General features: G+C 60.1%; 18 protein-coding genes and 1 tRNA gene. 5 read left to right on the top strand and 14 right to left on the bottom strand.

Going from position 1 to position 18,023, the window contains the following annotated elements:
• Positions 1–9 precede the first annotated feature (9 nt).
• The 3 genes from PATSB16_RS04390 to istA form a co-directional block, all read right to left on the bottom strand.
• Entirely contained in the window at positions 10–597 is a 588-nt protein-coding gene (locus tag PATSB16_RS04390) for a cysteine dioxygenase family protein (RefSeq protein WP_047212806.1), read from the bottom strand.
• A 544-nt stretch (positions 598–1,141) separates the two neighbouring features.
• Positions 1,142–1,942 carry an IS21-like element helper ATPase IstB gene (gene istB / locus PATSB16_RS04385; protein WP_047212435.1) on the bottom strand — a complete coding sequence of 267 codons (801 nt, stop codon included), beginning with the start codon at positions 1,940–1,942 and terminating at the stop codon, positions 1,142–1,144.
• Entirely contained in the window at positions 1,939–2,967 is a 1,029-nt protein-coding gene (gene istA, locus PATSB16_RS04380; RefSeq protein ID WP_047216197.1) for an IS21 family transposase, read from the bottom strand. Before istA ends, istB begins: the two co-directional genes overlap by 4 nt.
• 115 nt (positions 2,968–3,082) lie before the next feature.
• Between istA and PATSB16_RS04375 the strand changes: the two genes are divergently transcribed.
• Entirely contained in the window at positions 3,083–3,892 is an 810-nt protein-coding gene (locus tag PATSB16_RS04375) for a glycosyltransferase (RefSeq protein ID WP_169834608.1), read from the top strand.
• A gap of 171 nt (positions 3,893–4,063) precedes the next feature.
• Here PATSB16_RS04375 and PATSB16_RS04370 read toward each other — a convergent pair.
• The 11 genes from PATSB16_RS04370 to PATSB16_RS04320 form a co-directional block, all read right to left on the bottom strand.
• Positions 4,064–4,139, bottom strand: a tRNA-Ile gene (locus PATSB16_RS04370).
• A 27-nt stretch (positions 4,140–4,166) separates the two neighbouring features.
• Positions 4,167–6,632, bottom strand: coding sequence for an RNA polymerase sigma factor RpoD (gene rpoD / locus PATSB16_RS04365; protein WP_083566857.1), 2,466 nt, complete (start codon positions 6,630–6,632; stop codon positions 4,167–4,169).
• Positions 6,633–6,729: 97 nt separating this feature from the next.
• On the bottom strand, positions 6,730–8,562 hold the full coding sequence (dnaG, locus tag PATSB16_RS04360; protein WP_047212803.1) for a DNA primase: 1,833 nt from the start codon (positions 8,560–8,562) through the stop codon (positions 6,730–6,732).
• 82 nt (positions 8,563–8,644) lie between these two features.
• A complete protein-coding gene (locus PATSB16_RS04355) occupies positions 8,645–9,091 on the bottom strand; it encodes a GatB/YqeY domain-containing protein (RefSeq protein ID WP_047212802.1) in 447 nt (148 codons plus the stop codon).
• Between the two features lie 198 nt (positions 9,092–9,289).
• Entirely contained in the window at positions 9,290–9,502 is a 213-nt protein-coding gene (gene rpsU, locus PATSB16_RS04350) for a 30S ribosomal protein S21 (protein WP_047212801.1), read from the bottom strand.
• Between the two features lie 140 nt (positions 9,503–9,642).
• A complete protein-coding gene (gene pssA / locus PATSB16_RS04345; protein ID WP_047212800.1) occupies positions 9,643–10,518 on the bottom strand; it encodes a CDP-diacylglycerol--serine O-phosphatidyltransferase in 876 nt (291 codons plus the stop codon).
• A 45-nt stretch (positions 10,519–10,563) separates the two neighbouring features.
• The gene (locus PATSB16_RS04340) at positions 10,564–11,199 is read right to left on the bottom strand and encodes a phosphatidylserine decarboxylase (RefSeq protein ID WP_047212799.1); all 636 of its coding nucleotides are present in this window, start codon (positions 11,197–11,199) and stop codon (positions 10,564–10,566) included.
• 227 nt (positions 11,200–11,426) lie between these two features.
• Complete coding sequence (gene ilvC, locus PATSB16_RS04335) at positions 11,427–12,443, bottom strand: ketol-acid reductoisomerase (protein ID WP_047212798.1); 1,017 nt, start codon at positions 12,441–12,443, stop codon at positions 11,427–11,429.
• Between the two features lie 69 nt (positions 12,444–12,512).
• Complete coding sequence (locus tag PATSB16_RS04330) at positions 12,513–12,758, bottom strand: DUF4282 domain-containing protein (protein ID WP_047212797.1); 246 nt, start codon at positions 12,756–12,758, stop codon at positions 12,513–12,515.
• Positions 12,759–12,774: 16 nt separating this feature from the next.
• Positions 12,775–13,266 (bottom strand): acetolactate synthase small subunit, encoded by a 492-nt coding sequence (ilvN, locus tag PATSB16_RS04325; RefSeq protein ID WP_047212796.1) that lies wholly within the window; start codon positions 13,264–13,266, stop codon positions 12,775–12,777.
• A gap of 78 nt (positions 13,267–13,344) precedes the next feature.
• A complete protein-coding gene (locus PATSB16_RS04320) occupies positions 13,345–15,108 on the bottom strand; it encodes an acetolactate synthase 3 catalytic subunit (protein WP_047212795.1) in 1,764 nt (587 codons plus the stop codon).
• A 336-nt stretch (positions 15,109–15,444) separates the two neighbouring features.
• On the opposite strand from PATSB16_RS04320, the gene PATSB16_RS04315 reads away from it, so the two are divergent.
• From PATSB16_RS04315 to PATSB16_RS04300, 4 genes are all read left to right on the top strand, one after another.
• Complete coding sequence (locus tag PATSB16_RS04315) at positions 15,445–16,011, top strand: RNA polymerase sigma factor (RefSeq protein WP_047212794.1); 567 nt, start codon at positions 15,445–15,447, stop codon at positions 16,009–16,011.
• Positions 16,008–16,433 (top strand): DUF3619 family protein, encoded by a 426-nt coding sequence (locus PATSB16_RS04310; RefSeq protein WP_047212793.1) that lies wholly within the window; start codon positions 16,008–16,010, stop codon positions 16,431–16,433. Before PATSB16_RS04315 ends, PATSB16_RS04310 begins: the two co-directional genes overlap by 4 nt.
• A gap of 19 nt (positions 16,434–16,452) precedes the next feature.
• Positions 16,453–17,160, top strand: a complete 708-nt coding sequence (locus PATSB16_RS04305) for a DUF3106 domain-containing protein (RefSeq protein WP_052892564.1) — start codon at positions 16,453–16,455, stop codon at positions 17,158–17,160.
• Between the two features lie 136 nt (positions 17,161–17,296).
• On the top strand, positions 17,297–17,848 hold the full coding sequence (locus PATSB16_RS04300) for an RDD family protein (RefSeq protein WP_047212792.1): 552 nt from the start codon (positions 17,297–17,299) through the stop codon (positions 17,846–17,848).
• Positions 17,849–18,023 lie beyond the last annotated feature (175 nt).

Below are 18,023 nucleotides of genomic sequence, written 5' to 3'. Positions count from 1 at the left end.
CGGCTCACCTCATGCGTTGAGGCTCCAGATATTGGGCAAGACGGCGTTCGAATAGCCGGAGACGAAGCTTTTGCGGCCGCCTTCTGGCAGATAGACCGATCGCCGGACGCCGCCGATGTTGGCGCCATAGACGTGGATGCTGATCGATGCGCGGTCATCGAAAGCGTTGCGTACCTGATGGACGTCGCCGACCGTCGGCGAAACGACTTCGACCTGCCCCGGCTCCAGCAACTTGGCCGGGCCCTGCACGATAGGCCGATCGCCAGGCGCCAGGCGATAGGGCTGCGAATATTCGGCGCCTCGCAGCAATCCTATGATTCCCCACACGGTGTGATCGTGGATCGGCGTCGACTGTCCGGGGCCCCACACAAAGCTGACGATCGAGAAACGCTGCTCGGAATCGGCGTGCAGCAGATATTGGGTGTAGCGGGCCGGATCCGGCTGAGCATATTCAGCCGGCAGCCAATCGTCGACCGACACCAGGCCGGCCAAAAGCGGTTCGCCTTCGCGCAGCAAGTCTGCCTCGCTGGGCCGAGCTGCCACCAACGCCCCGAAGGCCGTTACAAATTCACGAAGACGTGCGAAATTCGGATTCATCAACGGTCGACCTCATGCCAAACGAATATTGTGGGGTTGCTGGCCATTGTGCATTGCCCAGCCAGCCGGCAGTGCTGCAATGCGTTACAGGCGGCAATATAGGCGCTGACCGGCTCAATTGTTGCAATAGAGCAACACCTCTATTAAGAGCTATCCCTGATAGGGATTTCCCTGATATTATTCACCTGTCTCCTCCACCTCCTCCTGGTGGATTTTATGGCCAGCAGATTGCTGGCCATTTTTTTTGCTCGTCGTTTAAGGCGGATTTCGATTTCCGCCGCGATAAATCACATGCTCGACAGCCTCGCGCTACCGCGCTTTGCTGCTAGCCGGCCGACATCTTCCGCCGGGTAGATACTCACCGGCACACACGCTCCCGTGACGAATCGAGGAGGTTTTCGCTAACTCAATACGGCTGCGCGTGCGCTGTTAAACTCATTTTTGTCAACGGCCATAATGCGAATGGTAATCACGAATGGCGCGCATAATGGAAAAAATGCAGCACTGTCAAACGCAAAGTAAATCTGAGCCACTAGGCGGCGGTTTACGCGACCGAATTCTGAGCCACTGGCTTACCTGGTTTGCCCAGGAATCCTGCTTTCTTCTGCTTCCTTAGCCTGTAACTGTCACCCTTGATCTGCACGATGTGAGCGTGATGCAAGATGCGGTCGAGCATTGCCGCAGTCAGCGTCGGGTTATCGCCAAAGGTGTCGCCCCATTGTGCAAACGGAAGATTGCTGGTCAGGATCATCGAACCGCCTCGCTCATAGCGCTTTGAGACGATATGGAAGAAGTGGCTGGCCTGATCTCCGGTAAAGGGTAAATAGCCGATTTCGTCGATGATCAGCAATCGTGGGCCGAGCACCCGGTGGCGCATGACCGAGTCGTAGCGGTCCTGTCGCTGTGCGGCCGCGAGTTGCAGCATCAGATCGGCGGCACTCACGAAGTGAGTTTTTATGCTGGCCTGCGTGGCTAGGTAGCCCAGAGCGATAGCTAGATGGCTCTTGCCCACGCCAGAAGGACCGAGGAAGACAGCATTCTCTCCGCGCTCGATGAAACGCAGCGTGGCCAACTCTTCGATCAGGTTCCTTGGCGTGCCGGTGGCGAACTCGAAGTCATACTGCTCCAGTGTTTTGATCACCGGGAAGGAGGCCATCCGGGCGAGCGTCTGCCGACTTCGCACCTGCCGAGCATCCCGTTCGTGGGCCAAGGCCTGCTCCAGGAATTCCATGAAGCTCCAGTCCTGCTCGGAGGCCTGAGCGGCGATAGCTTCGAACCGTTCGGCCAAGCCGTCAAGCTTGAGTTGCCGACAGTAGGCGTCGATGCGCTCTGCTTGCAGATTCATGCCACCACCTCCGTGAGGATCTGTTGGTAGACCGACAGCGGATGCTGAAGCGAGTGGATCTGCTCACGCACCGGCCGTGTCGCCGGCCAGCTCGGCTGAAGCTTCGGTACGTGCTTTGGTAATGATTGCAGCTGTGCCTTCTCGACGTTCTCATACAGGGTGCACGGGGCATGACCGGTTTGCGGATGCACGCGGCGGTTGGCTACATCACGCAGCCATTTGCCGACTTCGGCATTGGCGGTGGCGACATCGACGACCAGTCCGCTGGCGCGCATCCGGCTGTCCAGCGGGACATAGAAGTTGCCGCGCAAGTAGCGGTGGAAACGCTCTACCTTGCCCTTGGTGCGAGCGCGATACGGACGGCACAGGCGCGGCATGAAGCCATACAGCTTGGCCATGTCCAGGAAGTCATCGTTCCAGCGATGCTGGCCTTGGCCGTAGCCGTCGCGCTTGATCACGACGCTCTTGGCATTGTCGTACAGGACCTCCCTGGGCACACCCCCCAAGGCCTCGAACAGAGCATGGTGGCAGGCGACCAGCGTGGCGGCGGTCTCGTCGCTAGTGAAGCATACCCAGCGCCAGCGGCTGTAGCCGAGGGTGGCCGTGAACGCATAGAGAGGAGCACGTCCGCGCCGGAACACGACGAAATCACACTGCATCTGCTGGCCGGGTGCGGTCTCAAAGCGTACCACCGGATCGTCCTTGGGAATCGGCTTGCGGCTTCGCATGAAATCCTGTAATTGCCGGATCTGGCCGGTGTAGCCCTGTGCACGCAACTCGCGCAGCATGGCCGGTGCCGGTATCCAATCCGGCCGGGCCTGCGCAATCCGCTTCTCGATATAGGCTTTGAACGGCTCCAGTTTGGTCGCTCGTGGCTCGCGCATCTTGTACTTCGGTGCCTGCGGTGCATCCAGGTACCGCGCAACCGTGTTTCGCGAAATGCCCAGCTGGCGGGCTATCTGTCGCTCCGAGAGGCCCTGGGCCTTGAGCACATGAATTTCCATCCACTCTTCCTTGTGTAGCACTCGGATCTCGCGCAAAAAGATCCGACTTTACGAAAAAGTGGCTCAGATTTACTTCGCGCGAAGTGGCTCATTTTTACTCCGCGCGTAACAGCACAAGTCGATTCACACGATGGGTATGGAGATCAACAACCTCGTGGTGGTTCGATTTTCGCTTAAGTTGAATCCAGAGTGGCAGGAAATTGCCTACGGACCAGAAGAGAATAGAAGCAAATGGTTCGCCTACAGAGTTGCATTGTTTCGTCGGTTCCTGGCGGCGTCACTGCGGCGTCAAAAGGTTAAGAGCCTTAAAAATTTTCTCCTGATGGATGAAACTGACGAGGCAGATTACAGAAAATTTGAGCATCTATTTTCCGACATCGTTACCCCTGTTTTTTCAAAAGACAAAAATCATATCCAACAGGTCAACGAAGAAATCACACGGGCGGGATATACCAACATTGCACTGTCTCGCGTTGATTCGGACGATGCTTTGGCCGACAACTATTTTGAAGAGATTAATCGAGCGATTCAAAGAGCAATCGAAAACAATATTCGATTCACGCACGTGGTCGCGACACGAGGTTATCACGTCACGAAAGAATGCTGGCAGGAAGTGTATTACAACCGCTCACCGTTTCTGACGAGATTTTGCCCGCGGTTCAATGGAGAAAACGTCTACGATATCTATCACCAGCACGTGATTTCACACCCGCACATACAGTGTCACTCCGCGCGATGGATACAGCTGATTCACGATACGAATGTCTTCAATGCGCTAATTGACTCACAGCTGGACGAATCGCTCTTTATCGAGCACATAAAATCCAATCCAAGACGGATAGCCACACAGCCGACTCCCTATTCGCAAGGCTTTCCTTCCGCTCTCTCTTCTTTTCTTTGTGATCTCGAAGATATGCCTGTGTTTGATACAGCCAGTCATCGCTAAACGAGCAAAAGATTCGGAGGCACCCCAGGTTCGGGCGGCACGCGCCGTTGCCCCGTCGTCTCGCAAGCGGGAAATATCGTGGATTGACGACCATGTCGATCGCTCCTCTCGTGAAATCGTCGCGCAATAAAAAAACGGGCTAGCAAGCATATGCTTGCTAGCCCGCAGGGATGGTGGGCCGTGATGGGTTCGAACCATCGACCAAGGGATTATGAGTCCCCTGCTCTAACCGCTGAGCTAACGGCCCGTCAAACGATAGGCGGTTACCAGCGGATCAGTTGCCTTCCAGGAACGACTTCAGTTTGTCCGAGCGGCTCGGGTGACGCAGCTTGCGCAACGCCTTGGCTTCGATCTGACGAATGCGCTCGCGTGTGACGTCGAACTGCTTGCCTACTTCCTCGAGCGTATGGTCGGTGCTCATTTCCACGCCAAAGCGCATGCGCAGGACCTTGGCCTCACGCGGCGTGAGCGAGTCGAGCACGTCCTTGACGACGTCTCGCATGCTGCCGTGCAAGGCTGCGTCGGCCGGTGCCACCGTGCCGGTGTCCTCGATGAAATCGCCAAGATGGGAATCGTCGTCGTCGCCGATCGGCGTTTCCATGGAAATCGGCTCTTTGGCGATTTTCATGATCTTGCGGATCTTGTCCTCCGGCATTTCCATTTTCTCGGCCAGCGTCGCAGGATCGGGCTCGAGACCGGTTTCTTGCAGAATCTGGCGAGAGATACGATTCATCTTGTTGATCGTCTCGATCATGTGCACCGGAATGCGGATGGTGCGCGCCTGATCGGCAATCGAACGGGTGATCGCCTGCCGGATCCACCACGTGGCATAGGTCGAGAACTTGTAACCGCGGCGATATTCGAACTTGTCGACCGCCTTCATCAAGCCAATGTTGCCTTCCTGGATGAGGTCGAGGAATTGCAGGCCCCGATTGGTGTATTTCTTGGCGATCGAGATCACCAGCCGCAAATTGGCCTCGGTCATTTCGCGCTTGGCCTGACGAGCGCGCCGCTCGCCTTCCGACATTTTGCGGTTGACGTCTTTCAGTTCGGGCAACGGCAACACCACACGCGCTTGCAGATCGATCAGTTTTTGCTGCAGTTCCTGCACCGCGGGCACGTTGCGCTCGACGATCGCGCTGTACGGCTTGCCATCGGCGACCACGCTGTGCACCCAGTTCAGGTCGGTTTCATTGCCGGGGAAGCGGCTCACGAAATCGGCGCGGGGCATGCCGCATTTATCGACGACGATATGCAGAATCGCGCGCTCGATCTTGCGCACTTCGTCGACCTGCGAGCGCAGTGTGTCACACAGGCGCTCGACCGTGCGCGCGGTGAACCGAATCGACATCAATTCGGTCTGGATCGCCTCGCGAGCCTTCATATACGGCTTCGATTGATAGCCTTCCTTCTCGAAGGCACGGCGCATCTTCTGGAACCAGTCGGCGATCGACTGGAATTTCTCCAGGGAGTCGCGCTTGAGCTGTTCCAGTTGCGCGGCATTGGCGCTGGCGCCGCCGTCGCCATCATCCTCGTCGTCAGCCTCTTCGGTTTCCTCTTCCTCCGCGTCAGCCTCGAACTCTTCCTCCTCGGCTGCCGCCGCGGCCAGAGCGTTTTCCTCGGCATTCGGGTCGATCAAGCCATCGACGAATTCGTCGATACGGATTTCTTCGTTGGCCACGCGGTCGGCCTGCGCGAGGATTTCGGCAATCGTGGTCGGACATGTGGAGATGGCCTGCACCATGTGCTTGAGACCTTCCTCGATACGCTTCGCGATCTCGATTTCGCCCTCGCGCGTGAGCAACTCGACAGTGCCCATTTCGCGCATGTACATGCGCACCGGGTCGGTCGTGCGGCCGAATTCCGAGTCGACGGTGGACAGCGCCGCCTCGGCTTCTTCTTCCACCTCGTCGTCGCTGGTGGCGGCCGGAGCGTTGTCATTGAGCAGCAGCGTCTCGGCATCGGGCGCCTGTTCGTAGACGGCAATCCCCATGTCGTTGAAGGTGCCGATCACGCCCTCGAGCGCTTCGGTTTCCACCAGATCGTCCGGCAGGTGATCGTTGATCTCGGCGTACGTGAGGAAGCCACGCTCCTTGCCGAGCTTGATCAGCGCCTTCAGCTTGGTGCGGCGCTCTTCCAGCTCTTCGGCGGTGCCGGGCTGGTGCGAGGCGAACGCATCCTTCAGGAGGGCTTTTTCCTTGGCGCGGCGATCACGCGCCTTTTGCTTTTCAACTTTGGTCTGATCTTCGTTCACGGATTCGTTGTCAAGAGACTCGGGAGCCACCGGTTGCGTCGCGGAGGCGACCGCCTTTGCCGATGCGGCTTTACCGCGTTTGGCAGGCGTCGGGGCCTTGGAGTGTTTCTCGGAGCCAGCATGCTGCCCGGATGGGGTTTTGCGTTTTTCCATGACGGGTCTTTTGCCGGTTAGGGGTTTCGATGCGGACGCCTTGGCGTCCGTTCCGTTGCGAGCAGGTTGCTTTGCCTTGGGCGCAGCGCTCGCCTTGCTGCCGGTCTCCGTCTTGCGCACTGCGGCGTTTGCCGCTCTCGCAGCCGTCGTGCCAACTGATTTGGCCGCTGCGCTTTTTTGTGCCGTTACGTTTCCCGACGTCTTTCGGTGGCCTGTCGCGGACGGCGTGGCGGCAGCAGATCTCGCGGAGCGAGCCGGCTTGCCCGTGACGGGCGCTTTGTGACCGGCCTTTGCTGCCACTGCCTTCTTGCCCACCGTTTTTCCGCTTGTCATCTTTGCCATAGCGATCTCGCTTCCGCTCGAAAACAGCCCACTGAAAACTCTCAATTATAGCACTCGGAGGCCAGTAGCTCCGATGCCGCCCTCTACTTCACGCCAACTGCTGCTTTAGCACGGCCCGCTGGCGCGTCAGGGCCGCGGCCTCGGTCATTTCGTCCGGGCTCAGCGTGCCGCGCTTGAACATCTGCTCGAGCCGGTCGCACACGCTGTCGTAATGCAGCTTGCGCACCGCCGCCCTGAGTTCGGCCAGACGCAGGCGCCATTGCTCCTCGGCCCGCTCGGCCTGCAGGGCGTCGTCCGGATCGTAAAGCAGCAAATCGCGGACGTTTTCGTCCATCGACAGGATTTCCTTGAAGAGGTCCTCGTAGCTCGCGGCATTCTCGGAGTCGCGCAGCCGGTCCGACAAATAGCGGAATTCCGCTTGCGCCCCCATCTCGCGGCAATGAGAAAGAACCTCGCCAAACAGTTCGGCATATGAGGTCGACGCTAAAACTTGGATGTCGTCGGCGCTCAATTCGTTTCCCAACCGTGGGTACATGAGCAAATTCTGCAGCGCGCGATGCGCCTGGCCCTGCACCCGGCGCTTTTCGCGCTTGGCCGGAGCGCGGTCCCAGGCCGGTTTGCCCGCATCGAGTCCGCACAGGCGCGTTACCTCGTCGAGCGGACTGCCCACGCGTTCGGCCAGCGCGTGAACGATCTGCGCCCGCAACGCGTTGGCAGGCAGCGCCTGCAGCAGCGGCTTGGCCTCGAACAGCGCACGCGCACGCCCCTCAGGTTGGTGCAATTCCTTGTCGTGCAAGACTTCGTTAAGCAAAAATTGCGATAGCGGCAAGGCCTTGGCTATCTCCGCGCTGAACGCCTCGGCGCCGAACTCACGCACGAAACTGTCCGGGTCGTGCTCGACAGGAAGAAATAGGAATTTCAGCGTCCGGTTGTCGGAGGCATGCGGCAGGCAAGCCTCGAGCGCCCGACGGGCCGCTCGCCGGCCGGCCGCGTCGCCGTCGAAGCTGAACACGATTTCGTCGGTCTGCCGCAGCAGCTTCTGCACGTGAATCGGCGTGCATGCCGTGCCGAGCGTGGCCACCGCGTTCGGAAAGCCCAGCTGCGCGAGCGCCACGACATCCATATAACCTTCGACAACCAACACAAAACCCGCGTCGCGAATCGCCGCGCGCGCCTCGAACAATCCGTATAACTCGCTTCCCTTGCTAAATAGGGGTGTTTCCGGCGAATTCAAATATTTCGGCTCGCCGGCTCCAAGCACCCGCCCGCCGAAAGCGATCACCTGCCCCTTGGTATTGCGGATCGGGAACATGATGCGGTGGCGAAAGCGGTCATAGCGGCGATTGCGGCCTTGAGCGTCGGTTTTTTCGCTGTCGATCACCAACCCGGCTTCGAGCAGCGTATCGTCCTGGTAGCGCTCGAATACCGCCTCCAGGTTCTGCCAGCCCTCGGGCGCGTAGCCCAGGCCAAAATGCGCGGCGATTTGTCCCGACAGGCCACGTCCCTTGAGGTATTCGATGGCGCTCAAGGCGCCGCGCAGTTGCTGCCGATAATAGTCACAGGCGCGGGTCATGACGTCCGTCAGCGCCACCGCATGACCGCGCGGCCCGGCATGCCCGGCCGTGCCGCCCTCCTGGGGCACGGTCATGCCGATATTTCTGGCCAGATCGTTGACCGCCTCGACGAACGACAGGCCGGTGTGTTCCATCAGGAAACCAATCGCCGTGCCGTGCGCGCCGCACCCGAAGCAGTGGTAAAACTGCTTGGTCGGACTGACCGTGAACGACGGCGATTTCTCGTTATGGAACGGGCAGAGCCCCATGAAGTTGGCGCCACCCTTTTTCAATTGCACGTAACGGCCCACCACCTCGACGATATCGACGCGGTTGAGCAGATCCTGAAGAAAGGATTGGGGGATCACGGGATTGCGTATCGACTATGGCAGGGGCCCGCGCAGCATATGGCGTGGGGTGTTCTCCACGCCAGGGCGGGCCGCCGCGACCTCATCGGGCCAGCAACGCCTTGACCTGGGACGAGACGGCCGTCATGTCGGCCCGGCCTGCCAGCTTGGCCTTGAGAATACCCATGACCTTGCCCATGTCCTGCGGCCCCGCCGCGCCGGTCTGCGTGATCGCCGCCTGCACCTCCCGAGCGACCTCCTCGGCCGACAGCTGCTGCGGCATGTACGCCATCAGCACGTTCAGTTCGGCGCTTTCCTTGGCGACCAGGTCGTCCCGTCCTGCGGCCTGAAACTGGGTGATTGAATCCTTGCGCTGCTTGATCAGCTTGTCGATCACCGCCGTAATGGCGGCGTCGTCCAGCTCGACGCGCTCGTCGACCTCTTTCTGCTTTATCGCTGCCAGCAGCAGCCGGATGGCGCCCAGGCGCTCGGCGTCCCTGGCTCGCATGGCTGTTTTCATGTCGTCGTTGATACGGGCTTTCAAACTCATCGGCAAACCTTTCCTGGACGAATACAATTCAGTGTAGACCATGCCCCGCCAAACCGCTGACGCAAAGCCGGCAAAAGACTGGTCGGCCGGCGTGACTACGGGTTATCGGGGCGACACGCTTGAAACACAAGAACCCGCTTGCGCAAAACCGCAAGCGGGTTCTTTGACATCTTGACCAGCATGCCGCCGGCAGCGAATTCAGTAGAGCTTTTTCGGCAGCATCTGGCTGCGCAGGCGCTTGAAATGGCGCTTGGCTGCCGCCGCCTTCTTGCGTTTGCGCTCAGCCGTGGGCTTTTCGTAGAACTCACGGGCGCGAAGATCGGTCAGCAGGCCGTTTTTCTCGATCGTGCGCTTGAAACGGCGCATCGCGACTTCGAACGGTTCGTTCTCTTTTAAACGAATAGTCGTCATTTGCTGATTGGGGGGTTGACTTTCCGCAACGGCTGAAAATCTTACCACAGCTCTTCCCGATCCGCAGCACGTCCGTCACACCCCATTTCGGCCGCGATACGAGGCCCTGCGGGCCTCGCGAGGCAATTGACGGCTATTCGTTATTCGTCCGCGCCGCCCAGGTCGTCGTCCCCAAAAATCCGCGTATGCCGCCCCCGCACCGCACGAGCGCCCCAAACCACGTATCCGGACACGCTGTAGGCGACGAACAGGCAAAACAGCACCACCGGAGGATCGGAGGACACCAGCACGAAGCCCACCATGAACAGCAGAATCATGCCGAATGACACCCGATGCCGCACATCGAGCGCCTTGCCGCTATAGAACGGCGCGTTCGAAACCATCGACACGCCAGCGTAGACGGTCAATCCAAACGCAACCCAAGGCATCCACGCATCGCGCACCGGCAATTTGTTGTCGATTGCCAGCCAAACGAAACCGGCGATCAGCGCAGCGGCCGCCGGACTGGCCAACCCCTGGAAAAAGCGCTTGTCGACCACACCGATGTTGGTGTTGAAGCGGGCCAGGCGCAGGGCAGCGCCGGCACAGTAGACGAAGGCCGCCAGCCACCCCCATTTGCCGAGATCACGCAGGATCCATTCGTACATCACCAGCGCGGGCGCGGCGCCAAACGAAATCATGTCGGACAGACTATCGTACTGCTCGCCGAATGCGCTCTGCGTGTTCGTCATGCGGGCGACGCGGCCATCCATGCCGTCGAGCACCATGGCGCAGAAGATCGCTATCGCTGCGTACTCGAAGCGCAGATTCATGGCCTGCACGATCGCATAGAACCCGCAGAACAACGCCGCCGTGGTAAAGGCGTTGGGCAGCAGATAAATGCCCCGCTTGCGCGGGCGAGCCGCCCTCGCGTCGTCGTCGTGCTCGAGTTCTTCGTTCATTGTCTGGTCAGTGCGCGACAGCCGTGGCAAATGAGTGACATTGTTACGCGGCCGGCGGCGATTGTTGCCCGCCATTGCTTGCTCCTAAAACGTGACCCAGCGGTTTGACCGCATGCGCCATTAGAGTTCGGCCAGGATCGTCGAGGTTGCAGATACCTTGTCGCCGATGGCCACGCGTGGCTGGGCCGTCAGCGGCAGATAAACGTCGACCCGCGAGCCAAAGCGGATGAAACCGTAACGCTGGCCACGCGTAAGCGCGTCGCCGACCTTGACGTAACAAAGAATGCGACGTGCCACCAGTCCGGCCACCTGAACGCAGGTCACCTTGTGCCCACCGGCGTCGATCACCAGCGCATTGCGCTCGTTCTCCAGCGAAGCCTTGTCGAGCGCGGCGTTGAGGAAACGCCCAGGGAAATATTCCACCTTCGTGATGGTACCGTCAACTGGCGCCCGGTTCGAGTGCACGTTGAAGACGTTCATGAAAACGCTGATTTTGAGCGCATCGCGCTGCCCGTAAGGATCCTGCGTCGTTTCGATCGCCACGATGCGGCCGTCGGCCGGCGACAGCACGGCCCCGGCCTGGGACGGCACCACGCGAGGTGGATCGCGAAAGAACTGCAGAACGAACAGGGCCACGAGCCATAGGGGCGCGGCCCACAACACGCCGGCGATGAAATGGACGATCAGCGCTGCCGCAACAGCCACGGCCAGGAACGGCCAGCCTTCTTTGGCAATGATCGGATGGGGATAATTCATGCGAATCGCTCGCGTCCTAAAAACGGGTGAATGAGGGGCAAACCAGCCTTGCGGCTATCCGCGCTCGCGCGGTGTGGCCGCATTGTAACAACTCGGTCGGCGCGCGACCGGATTTTCCCGATCCGGGAGCCAACAGAAAAGCCGCTTCAGACGCCTGTGGGTGCCTGAAGCGGCTTTTTGCGGGCCGGCGAAGCCGTCGGCCCTCGATGCACGGGTTACGGTCCCGATCAGTTCTTGGACTGGTCGACCAGTTTGTTTTTGGCGATCCAGGGCATCATTGCGCGCAGCTTGCCGCCAACCTGCTCGATTTGATGCTCGGCCATCAAGCGGCGCCGGGAGATCAGCGTCGGCGCGCCGGCGCGATTCTCAAGAATGAAGCTCTTCGCGTACTCACCGGTCTGGATGTCCTTCAGAGCCTGACGCATCGCGTTTTTGGTGTCTTCGTTGACGATACGCGGGCCGGTCACATACTCGCCGTACTCGGCATTGTTCGAAATCGAATAGTTCATGTTGGCGATGCCGCCCTCGTAAATCAGGTCGACGATCAGCTTCAACTCGTGCAGGCACTCGAAATAAGCCATTTCCGGCGCGTAACCGGCCTCCACCAGGGTTTCGAAACCGGCCTTGATCAGTTCGACGGTGCCGCCGCACAGCACGGCCTGCTCGCCGAACAGGTCGGTTTCGGTCTCTTCGCGGAAATTGGTTTCGATCACACCGGCGCGACCGCCGCCATTGGCTGCGGCGTACGACAGGGCGATGTCGCGAGCGGCGCCGGACTTGTCCTGCGCGACAGCGATCAGGTGCGGCACGCCGCCACCCTGGGTGTAGGTCGAGCGAACGGTGTGGCCAGGTGCCTTGGGAGCGATCATGATCACATCGAGGTCAGCACGGGGCACCACGCAACCGTAGTGCACGTTGAAGCCGTGGGCGAATGCGAGCGCGCCGCCTTCCTTGATGTTCGATGCGACTTCGCGCTGATAAACCTCGGCGATCTGCTCATCGGGCAGCAGCATCATGACGATATCGGCGCCCTTGACGGCTTCGGCGACTTCCTTGACCGTCAAGCCGGCATTGACTGCCTTGTTCCAGGAGGCGCCGCCGCGGCGCAGGCCGACGGTGACGTTCACGCCGCTGTCTTTCAGGTTCAGTGCGTGGGCGTGGCCTTGCGAACCGTAGCCAATGATCGTGACTTGCTTGCCTTTGATCAGGGAGAGGTCTGCGTCTTTGTCGTAATAAACTTTCATGGAATTGTCCCGTAAATCGAACTCAATAATATGTAACCGTGGCGGCCCCGCCCGAGATGCGCGCTGCTTTCACTTGTTTTTCAAGCTGTGATTGATCTCAACCAGATTCTCGTGGATTCTGAACAGAAGTATCAACAACTCGCAGTACACCCGCACGCCGAGCAAACCAAATACGATGATGCCGATGGCATGCCAGAACTCGCCGCGCAACAGGGTGATGACCCCGGAGACTACCACTGCGATCATGGCCAGGATGTAGACGATCTTGAGGATGACCGGTGTGATCATCTTGTCAAACGACAGCCAGTCTTTCATGCCACCTCTTTTTAATTTACACCTTTAGAATGCGCTCCCCCCTACCGATCCCCGAGCCGCCGGTGCGTACGGTTTCCAGGATAGCCGTCTGATCGATCGCTTCCAGGAAGGCATCCAGCTTGGAAGCATCGCCAGTCAGTTCGATCGTATACGTCTTCTCCGTCACATCGATGATGCGCCCGCGGAAAATGTCCGCCATGCGCTTCATTTCTTCGCGTTCCTTGCCGACCGAGCGCACCTTGATCAGCATCAGTTCGCGTTCGATGTGCGACCCCTCGGTCAGGTCGACCACCTTGACGACTTCGATCAGACGATTCAGGTGTTTGGTGATCTGCTCGACCACGTCGTCCGAGCCGTTCGTGACCACCGTCATGCGCGACAAGGAGCGATCCTCCGTGGGCGCCACGGTCAGCGTTTCAATGTTGTAGCCCCGCGCGGAGAACAGGCCCACCACGCGCGAGAGCGCGCCCGCCTCATTCTCCAGCAAAACAGAAATTATGTGCCTCATGGTTGGTATCCGGTTGTTCTGGTGACAAAATCGCCGCGCCGCCCGAACCCGCGCCAGCGGGCTCGGTCATGGCACGCGCTATAGGTCCTCCGAGCCAAGCAGCATCTCGGTGATGCCCTTGCCCGACTGCACCATGGGCCAGACGTTTTCCGTCGGGTCCGTTTGAAAGTCCAGAAATACCGTACGATCCTTGAGACGCAACGCCTCTTTCAGAGCGCCCTCCACGTCCGAGGTCTTGTCGACGCGTATGCCGACGTGACCATACGCCTCGGCGAGCTTGACGAAATCGGGCAGCGCATCCATGTACGAATGCGAATAGCGCTTGCTGTATTCGATTTGCTGCCACTGACGAACCATGCCGAGGTATCGGTTGTTCAGGGCGATGATCTTGATCGGCGTGCTGTACTGCAGGCAGGTCGAGAGCTCCTGGATGCACATCTGGATCGAGCCTTCGCCGGTGATGCAAGCAACCTCGGCATCCGGATGCGCCATCTTCACGCCCATCGCCGCGGGCAGGCCGAAACCCATCGTGCCCAGCCCGCCGGAGTTGATCCAGCGGCGCGGCTTGTCGAATTTGTAGTACTGCGCCGCCCACATCTGATGCTGGCCGACGTCGGAACAGACGTACGCCTCGCCGTGGGTCAGCTCGTGCAGTTTTTCGACGACATATTGCGGCTTGATGATCTCGCTGTCGCGATCGTATTTGAGGCAATCACGCGCGCGCCACGTTTCGATCTGCTTCCACCAGGCATCGAGCGCCGCACCGTCCGGACCATGCTCGGCCGTTTGCAGGTGATCGATCATCTCGCGCAACACTTCCTTGACGTCACCGACGATCGGAATGTCGACCTTGACGCGCTTGGAAATCGACGACGGGTCGATGTCGACGTGGATGATCTTGCGCGGCGACTCGGCGAAGTGCGCCGGATTGCCAATCACCCGGTCATCGAAACGTGCGCCCACGGCGATCAGCACATCGCAATTCTGCATCGCCATATTGGCTTCGTAGGTGCCATGCATGCCCAGCATGCCGAGAAACTTGGGGTCGCTCGCGCGATAGCCGCCCAGCCCCATCAGGGTATTGGTGACCGGGTATCCCAGCAGGTCGGCAAACTGGTTCAGCTCCTTCGACGCGTTGGCAAGAATCACGCCGCCGCCGGTGTAGATATAGGGGCGCTTGGCCTGCAGCAACAGGTTGACGGCCTTGCGAATCTGACCGGAATGGCCCTTGGTGACCGGATTGTACGAACGCAGCGAGATCGTCTTGGGATACTCGAAAGGCGCCTTGGCCTTGGAGACGTCCTTCGGAATATCGACCAGCACCGGGCCGGGCCGGCCGGTACGGGCGATATAGAACGCCTTTTTGATGGTGGCGGCAAGGTCGCGCGGATCCTTGACCAGGAAGTTATGCTTCACGCACGGCCGGGTGATCCCGACCGTATCGCACTCCTGGAACGCATCCTGGCCGATCGCCGCGGTCGGCACCTGCCCGGTGATGACCACCATCGGGACGGAATCCATATACGCGGTGGCGATCCCGGTGACCGCGTTGGTCACGCCAGGACCCGAGGTGACCAGACACACGCCGACCTTGTCGGTGGAGCGGGAATAGGCGTCCGCGGCATGCACTGCTGCCTGCTCGTGGCGCACCAGGATATGCTGGATCCTGTCCTGCTTGTAGAGTTCGTCGTAGATGTAGAGCACGGAGCCGCCCGGGTAACCCCAGATGTACTCCACCCCTTCTTCCTGCAAGGCGCGCACGAGAATTTCGGCGCCAATGAGTTCGGGGGCTTGATGTCGAGAAGCGTCCGCTTCGGAAAATTCCGCGCTTGGCATGTTCATCGTCAACCTTTCAAGTTTTCGGCAAAAAATTTGATCGGATGCTCTCTCCTCGGGCTTGTGGCACGGGTTCAAGCGGCGCGTCTGAATGATTGGCGCTCCGGATAGGCTGCGCCGATATTGAGACAATCACTTTATGTCGCGAACTCGGAACGATAATCTGTCGTCGCCGATTGGTCAAGCGCTGCCGGCAGTTTGCGCGTACCATTGGCCCGCAAAAAGCCGCTTTTGCCGGCGATAATGTCGCAAAATCACAAAACGCGGTACAAGCCAAGCAAATTTTGTTACGATCCGCTCCGTTTAAGCACTTGCTGCATTTGATCGTTTTGGCCGACCTGGATGGCATCTGACAAAGAACTGGCGGATTTTCTCGAAAATATCGAGCGGCGCGCCTTCAAACAAGCCGTTTTCGCCGTCAGGGACGACGATGCGGCATTGGATGTCGTTCAGGACGCCATGATCCGGCTGGCAGAAAAATACGGCGACAAGCCGGCCGCAGACTTGCCGCTATTGTTTCAGCGCATCCTCCAGAACGTCATTTTTGACTACTTCCGTCGTCAAAAAGTACGCAATACCTGGATTTCACTGTTCTCCAGTCTTAATTCCGACGAAGAGCGCGACGATTTCGATCTGCTGGAAACCTTCCAATCCGAGGACGGGTCAACCCAGTCGGAAAGCACGGAAGACCAGGTTTCCCGTGCCGAAACCCTGTCGTTGATTGAAAACGAAATTAAGAAACTGCCGATGCGTCAACGGGAAGCATTCCTAATGCGTTATTGGGAAGATATGGATGTCGCCGAAACCGCTGCCGCCATGGGGTGCTCCGAAGGCAGTGTCAAGACGCATTGCTCTCGCGCCACCCATGCGCTGGCACATGCGTTGAAGGCGCAAGGAATCAAATTATGAGCCACACGCCCGACCCAGAGGAAATTCGCTTCGCCTACCAGATCCGGCAGGCATTGGATGAGTCCGCCAGTCAACTGCCCGCAGGGGCGGCCGAGCGGCTGGCTGCCGCACGCCGACAGGCTATCGCCCGCAAGAAGCCTGAGGCACGAGTGGTGCGCGAACCGGTGCTGGTCACCGCAATGGGAGCGCCGCTCGGCCTGAGCGCCGGCAATGCGCGGCGTGGCGGATTGCTCAATCGCTTTGGCCTGCTGTTGCCGCTGTTCGCGCTGATCCTCGTCCTGGCTGGCATCAGCTACTGGGAGCGGCAGCAGCACATCAACGATATGGCGGATATCGACGCGGCGGTCATGAGCGACGAACTGCCGTTGTCCGCCTACCTGGACCACGGCTTCGACGTCTATCTCAAGCACGACGCCCGATAGCGCCGTCTCCAAACGCCCCGTGACGATCCGCACCCGCCCTCTCCTGCTGACATTGCTGGTCATCGCCGCCATCGTCGGCGCGGTGGTATGGTGGCGTCCCGCCCGGCTCCCGGCCGGTCCCTCCCCGGTCATGCCATCCACACAGGTCGGAGCAGCCGTCGGCGCGTCGGCAGGCGGTGCGTCGCAGGCCGCCGCCCCGGTGAAGCTCTCGGCGGCCTGGCTGGCCCTGACGCCGGCCCAAAAGAGCGCGCTCGCCCCATTGGCAGACAGTTGGGGGCATATGAGCCAGTTCCAGCGCGACAAGTGGCTCGCCATTGCCCGGCGGTATCACAAACTGTCGCCGGCCGGCCGTGACCGGCTGCACGAACGCATGCGCGCCTGGCTCAGGCTGACACCGCAGCAAAAGCGTATCGCCCGCGAAAACTATCTCAATGCAAAGTCGCTGCCGCCCGACGCCAAGGCCGAGGCTTGGAAAAAATACCAGCAATTGTCAGAGGCTCAGAAGAAGCGGCTAGCGGCGGAATATCGTGATCGCAAGCGACCCAGCGTCGTCACGGCGCCGCCCAGCGGCAAGCCCGGCGTTCAGAATCCCTACGACGCGGTCCACCGCCGCGCAGCCCAGGCCGCCAGCGCCCCGGCAGCCGCCTCGGCACTGCCTGCCTCGGCCCCTGCGGCGCTGCCGTCCTCGCCGCCATCGCCGGTCAACTCCGATCTCTATCAGCATTGAGAGCGGGCCGGCCGCGGCAATCACCTTCTCGTCGCGGCGACAGTCCCCTCGAACCGGCATTTCTGGCAGATAATGTCGGCCAACCGAGGCACTCGTCAGTCGCCGCCCGATACTCCGTAACCGACCACGCGCCGCAATGTCCGATTCCACCCACGCCACTGCGCCCTGTCCCGCCGCCCCGGCCCTGCTCGCCGTGCCGACATTGCGTCGGCGCGTGCTCTGCGTGATTTATGAAGCGTTGATCCTGTTCGGCGTGCTGTTCATCACCGGCTACCTGTTCAGCACCCTGACACAGCAACGCAGCGCACTGATGTACCGTCATGCGCTGCAACTCTGGCTGTTCCTGGTCCTCGGCGCGTACTTCACGTGGTTCTGGCGCCACGGCGGCCAGACCCTGCCGATGAAAACCTGGAAAATCCGCGTCGTCGGCGCCGACCTGCGTGCGGTTTCGCTGCCTCGCGCCGTGCTGCGCTATTGTCTTTGCTGGCTGTGGTTTGTGCCCGGCATGGCGCTGGATTGGCTGTTCGGCATCAAGGACTGGAGCAGCGTTGGCGTGGCGAGCGCCTGGGTGGCGCTATGGGCCTGCACCATGTTCATCGACCGCGACCGTCAGTTCCTGCACGACCGTCTGGCCGGCACACGGCTCGTCAGCGTCATCGAAACGCCGAGCGTCCCCAGGCCCGCCTGACCGCGCGCACGCATCCCCCATCCCGGCAAAGACACCGCGCAAGTCGCGTCGGGTCGACAAAAGTGTCCGCACGCGCAGTGCGGCGCGATCCGGACCACGTCATCCGCCGCTGTTGGCAAAGCACAACAGCGCGCTTCACATTGTGACTGTCATCGGCATTTCACATCGGCATGGC

Origin of the sequence: Pandoraea thiooxydans (genome assembly GCF_001931675.1) — a bacterium.
Lineage (GTDB): Bacteria > Pseudomonadota > Gammaproteobacteria > Burkholderiales > Burkholderiaceae > Pandoraea > Pandoraea thiooxydans.
The sequence above is the reverse complement of the archived record's forward strand: the minus strand, read 5'-3'. Positions and strand labels throughout refer to the sequence as shown.